3 protein-coding genes and 1 pseudogene are annotated in these 4,471 nt (G+C 48.7%); 3 read left to right on the top strand and 1 reads right to left on the bottom strand.

Annotated features, from left to right (window positions below; genetic code table 11):
* Positions 1-72 (top strand): hypothetical protein (locus ACI2JR_RS28000; protein WP_462480069.1); only part of this gene is annotated, 72 nt, incomplete at its 5' end.
* 15 nt (positions 73-87) lie between these two features.
* On the opposite strand, the gene ACI2JR_RS27995 is transcribed toward ACI2JR_RS28000, so the two are convergent.
* On the bottom strand, positions 88-1,539 hold the full coding sequence (locus ACI2JR_RS27995; protein ID WP_462480081.1) for a DEAD/DEAH box helicase: 1,452 nt from the start codon (positions 1,537-1,539) through the stop codon (positions 88-90).
* Positions 1,540-3,022: 1,483 nt separating this feature from the next.
* Between ACI2JR_RS27995 and ACI2JR_RS27990 the strand changes: the two genes are divergently transcribed.
* Positions 3,023-3,967 carry an ArdC family protein gene (locus ACI2JR_RS27990; protein ID WP_462480080.1) on the top strand — a complete coding sequence of 315 codons (945 nt, stop codon included), beginning with the start codon at positions 3,023-3,025 and terminating at the stop codon, positions 3,965-3,967.
* Positions 3,968-4,289: 322 nt separating this feature from the next.
* Positions 4,290-4,430 (top strand): annotated as a pseudogene (locus ACI2JR_RS27985) (type II toxin-antitoxin system CcdA family antitoxin); the annotation flags it as partial.
* Positions 4,431-4,471 lie beyond the last annotated feature (41 nt).

The raw sequence follows: 4,471 nt of genomic DNA, 5'->3' as shown, positions 1-4,471 counted from the left end.
AAAAAAGTTCGTCACTTTATGGAAACGGCCAGCCCATTCCCCGGAGGTAAACATGGGCTGGCAAAAGTGTAGCGGTATTCGGCGCAGCTATTTAGGGCTTGTTTCTGTAGTACGCTCAAGGATTAGATGCTGACCTTTGGCTAATTGCCCGTTCTTAACTTTATACCCGATCTCTTCCCATAACGCCGGGTAGTCGAACATTTGGACCAATCCGGTCGGGGCACCTGGCGGTGCGTCCCGGTAAATACCAAAACCAAGCCCATGGGCCGACACTAAAACTGGACGGGAATTTCGATAGCATTTCTGTAAAATAACGTCTCGCCTGCGATCATCGCCAAAAGTGACCAGAGGTTGACCAGCTTCGTCGTTTCCAAACATTTCCTCAGGGGGCGGAAGGGAAGTACCTGAGAGGTTTTGAAGCTCATCGTATGCGTAAACCAAACGTTTCGGTGGTTTGAGCATAGAATAGCAAAGCCTCAGGAAACTTGGTGCAAAGTCTTGTGCTTCATCGGCAAGAATAACGTCATAAAGTTGTGCCGCATTCGATGCATTTTGCAACGCAGTCTGGCAAGCTCCATCAAATGCCCTATCATTTCCTCCGAATTTATTAGCAGCGCTCCTGAAATCTAAGAACTCAGTATCTGTCGCACGGCAATATTCATAGTAGATGCCATCCCTCGCATCTCCTCCTGGGGCACCCCAAGCGTTAATAATCCTAATCTTAGTCCAATCTGGTTCTTCACCACTTTGCTCAATACAAAAATTGTTGATTAAACGACGGAACTGACCTTTGAGGGAACGTGTATGGAAGGTTATCGCTATGCGCCAATCGGGATATTGTGTATGCAAATATGCAGCCTTGAGAGCTAGCACTATGGTTTTACCTGAACCAGCCAATCCTCGGATGCGCTGTACCCCATCTACTGTTTCAAGAACGGCCTTATTCTGCCGATGATCGAGCGTTGCAATAGAATCTTCGAGACGTTTGAGTTTAGCTCCACGAGAGTCGGCTCGGTGAACTTCTCGCTTTGAGCGGCTTTTCCGAATACTGCTTAGACTTTCGATAGCCGATAGTGTCAGTCGATAGAGATCATTACTGCCGTCCGCCCAATCAAACTCATCCAGAACGGTAGCAAGTCCAGCCTCATTGACGAGCGGATAGTCTGCAACCGCTACAGCCTCAACATTTTTGACTCCTGGAGCAAATGAAATCACCGACAATGGCACAAGCAACTTACGCCCTTTGACAAGTTCGCGATGTAACTTCAATCGAGCTTCGATTTTGTTTACTAAATCATCCTGCCGATCTACGTATCCATCAACGTTAGTACCTTCAATCAAATCGAATAACACAATTCCCTTCGAGGGACTTACCAACGTTGCGTCAATTGAGTATTTTCCATCGGGAGTGGCGATCAATGGATAGCCTGTGAAAACTTCCCCTTGTATGCCTTGCAAGATATCAATACTTCGCTCTAATGCATCGGTAGCAACCGGTTTTTTGTTTACACCACGCGTAATATTCAATCGTTTATCCATTAGTTCCAATCCTCATTGAGGCGGCTTAGCAATATCGACATACTCGCAAAAAGTTGTATGGGAAACGCCATACGGCGCGTCACTTCTGCAACCCGCATGTCAGGATCGCGTAAAAAAGCCTTTGTCTCTCTAACTTACTGGTTATCGCGCTTAGGTTTCCGCCCACGGGTTCGAGCACAGGGGGGGCAGTTCAGCTTACGTTTGTTCAGAAATAAATCATGGTCGAATTCTGATGACGTCTAGTACTCATGGAAAACTAACCTGCCTACTGAGCTGTTGACGTGACCTTCTTCTTCAAACTCTCGAAACCAATGTCACGTTGCTTAATAGCGGCAATGGTTTGCACTAAATTAGACAAACTACGCTAACTCGATTCAGCCGCCATAAATTAGGGAATTTCCGGCCCGAAGCGCTTTGCGGTAATGTGCAAGCTCCTTGAGCAATATCATATCGCGGGTCGTTTCCTCGTAGATCACATCACACCCTGCTTGGTTGTGTGCGACAAGTTGCTGTAAGCCTCGATGCTCTTCCGATATACGAACCTATCCCATAGGTTGATGCATGGACGCAACCAAAACATTGTAAACTTGATAGGTAGAATATTAACACTCATAGGCGACATGCACGATCAAAAAACCGGGCTTTCGGTTAGCAATGAAGTCGGTAGGCCGACCTCTGGGGGGCTTTATCATCGTCGTAGGACTATGTCTGGCGTCCGGCTATCCTCACCATTTTTAGTGCCGTTCTGGCTATAGACATCGGCCTGAAAGTCTTCTCCAGTTCCTTGTACTTGGTAGTTTTGCTGTACATCTGCTCCATCGTCGGAGGTGTGATCCAAGTTGATCTCGTTCTACCTACCTAGTGGTGCCTTTCGTAGATGCGTACTGAACAGCTTGCGCATTCATTGACGGTTTTGGTCTCGGAATGCTCCGGTATGTTGAGGTCGTGGACGATAATTAATATCGCTTTTCTAAAAATGCTGTTTCGCCTCAAGGCGCTCGCAGGCTTCCATCCGATGAAACTGATCGTCACATAGTGTGTTTATAGGTCCGTTGGGTAAAAACAGCATCAGGTCAATACGGATGCTGACATCACATGACAAGTTCAAAAACTGGCTCTTTACCTACAAATCACCTGATAGCAGCCAATAGGTATTCTGTTGGCTGCTATCAGGTGAGGACAAATCCGGGTTATCTGATTTGTCAGTGAACTACATTGCCATTCTCGTCGATATCATCTGCCCCAAACCCCTTTTCACCGCTGCGGAGCAAAGGGCGCTATGTCCGTGTATTCAGGGGCAGATTTTTCTCCTTGTGTGTTTTCCGTTTCTGTATCTGCCTCCGGTTAATCGTTTCCCGTCACAACCCGTCCCGCAAGGATGAAGTGCACGCATGCTGCGCCCTTGCAGGCCGGAACGATGCCGGGAAAACGAACCGTCAGGCGATACGAAAACGAAAATCACACCACTGACGGAGAAAAAATCATGACGATTTCCCTGCATACCCAGACTAGCGCCCCTAACACCACAGCGGCGACCAGCGTATCCTCGCTGGACCTGTCAGGCTCCTCAAAAACGAAATTTTCTAAAACTAAAACCGACATTTATCAGACCGTCACCGACGGCATAATTACCGCACTGGAAGCCGGTGTTAAGCCCTGGGCGTGTCCGTGGCAGCGTGTAGCGGGTATGTCCGGATTACCTTCCAATTACGCCACCGGAGCAGCCTACAGCGGCATGAATATCATGTTGCTGTGGTGCAGCGCCTCAAAACAGGGTTTCAGCGATTCTCGCTGGATGACGTACAAACAGTCGCAGGCAGCAGGCGGACAGGTTCGCAAAGGCGAGCACGGTACGACAGCCATTTTCTACACCACGCTGGAGAAGGAAAACGACGCCGGAGAAATTGACCATATCCCGATGCTGAAAACCTTTGTCGTGTTTAACGTCGAACAAATTGATGGTCTCTCACTGACGGCAGAAACCGTTGCTCCGGAAGCGACGTTTGACCCGTTGCCGCAGGCTGAAAACCTGTTTCGTAGCAGTGGTGCCAGGATTATTGAGAAAGGACAAAATGCCTTTTTTATGCCGTCAAGCGATGAAATCTGGTTACCGGAACGTCATCTTTTCGCTGACGCGGCTAATTTTTACGCCACCGGTCTGCATGAGCTGGTGCACTGGAGTGGCGCAAAAAGCCGTCTGAACCGCGAAATGAAAGGGAGGTTTGGTAGTGAAGGGTATGCAGCTGAAGAATTAGTCGCGGAGTTAGGAAGTGCATTTCTGATGGCAGAACTGGGGATTGTCGGAGAGGTTCAGCACGAAAGTTATATTGCTTCCTGGCTGAAAGCACTGAAAAACGACAAGCGCTATATTTTCAAAGCCGCCAGCGCGGCATCGAAAGCGCATCGTTACTTGATGGAGAAGGTCTGAACAGATGAATAAGACGCCGCAAAGGAATGCGGATTTAACCTGATTCCGGGGCAGGCAGAGTGACAGGGAGTTCAATTTCCCTGCGAATTTACCGGGCATTGAATGCCCGGTAAATTCGCAGGCTGCGGGTGCGGGCGGCAAAGAGCCCGCGCATCCCGCAAACGTTATTTTTATATCAGTGATTTCTGTGGATGACAGAGTCGGTATGACAGAGTGTGTGTTAAATGTGAAAGACTGCAACGGTAAAAGAGCCTGTTTTTGGTGCTATGATAAGTGCATAAGGCCGTGCAGCTTGCACACATCTCATTGCAGGAGAAAAAACATGACCGCGAAACAACGCAGCACGCAGAGTGTGACCATGACGGTGGAACGCGCCTTACTGGTCCGGGCGCGTGAGGCAGGCATTAACCTGAGTGCGACCCTGCCCACACCCCTGGGTGCGGAGCTTCTCCAGTATGAATCTTAAATATGGCAGCAAGAGAAATTGGAGGCCATCGACGCAGT

Source organism: Klebsiella sp. NPDC088457 (genome assembly GCF_044900465.1).
GTDB lineage: Bacteria > Pseudomonadota > Gammaproteobacteria > Enterobacterales > Enterobacteriaceae > Klebsiella.
The sequence above is the reverse complement of the archived record's forward strand: the minus strand, read 5'-3'. Positions and strand labels throughout refer to the sequence as shown.

Coding starts and splice junctions, on each gene's coding strand:
- ACI2JR_RS27995 (WP_462480081.1), bottom strand. CDS start 1,539: ATGGATAAACGATTGAATATTACGCGTGGTGTAAACAAAAAACCGGTT.
- ACI2JR_RS27990 (WP_462480080.1), top strand. CDS start 3,023: ATGACGATTTCCCTGCATACCCAGACTAGCGCCCCTAACACCACAGCG.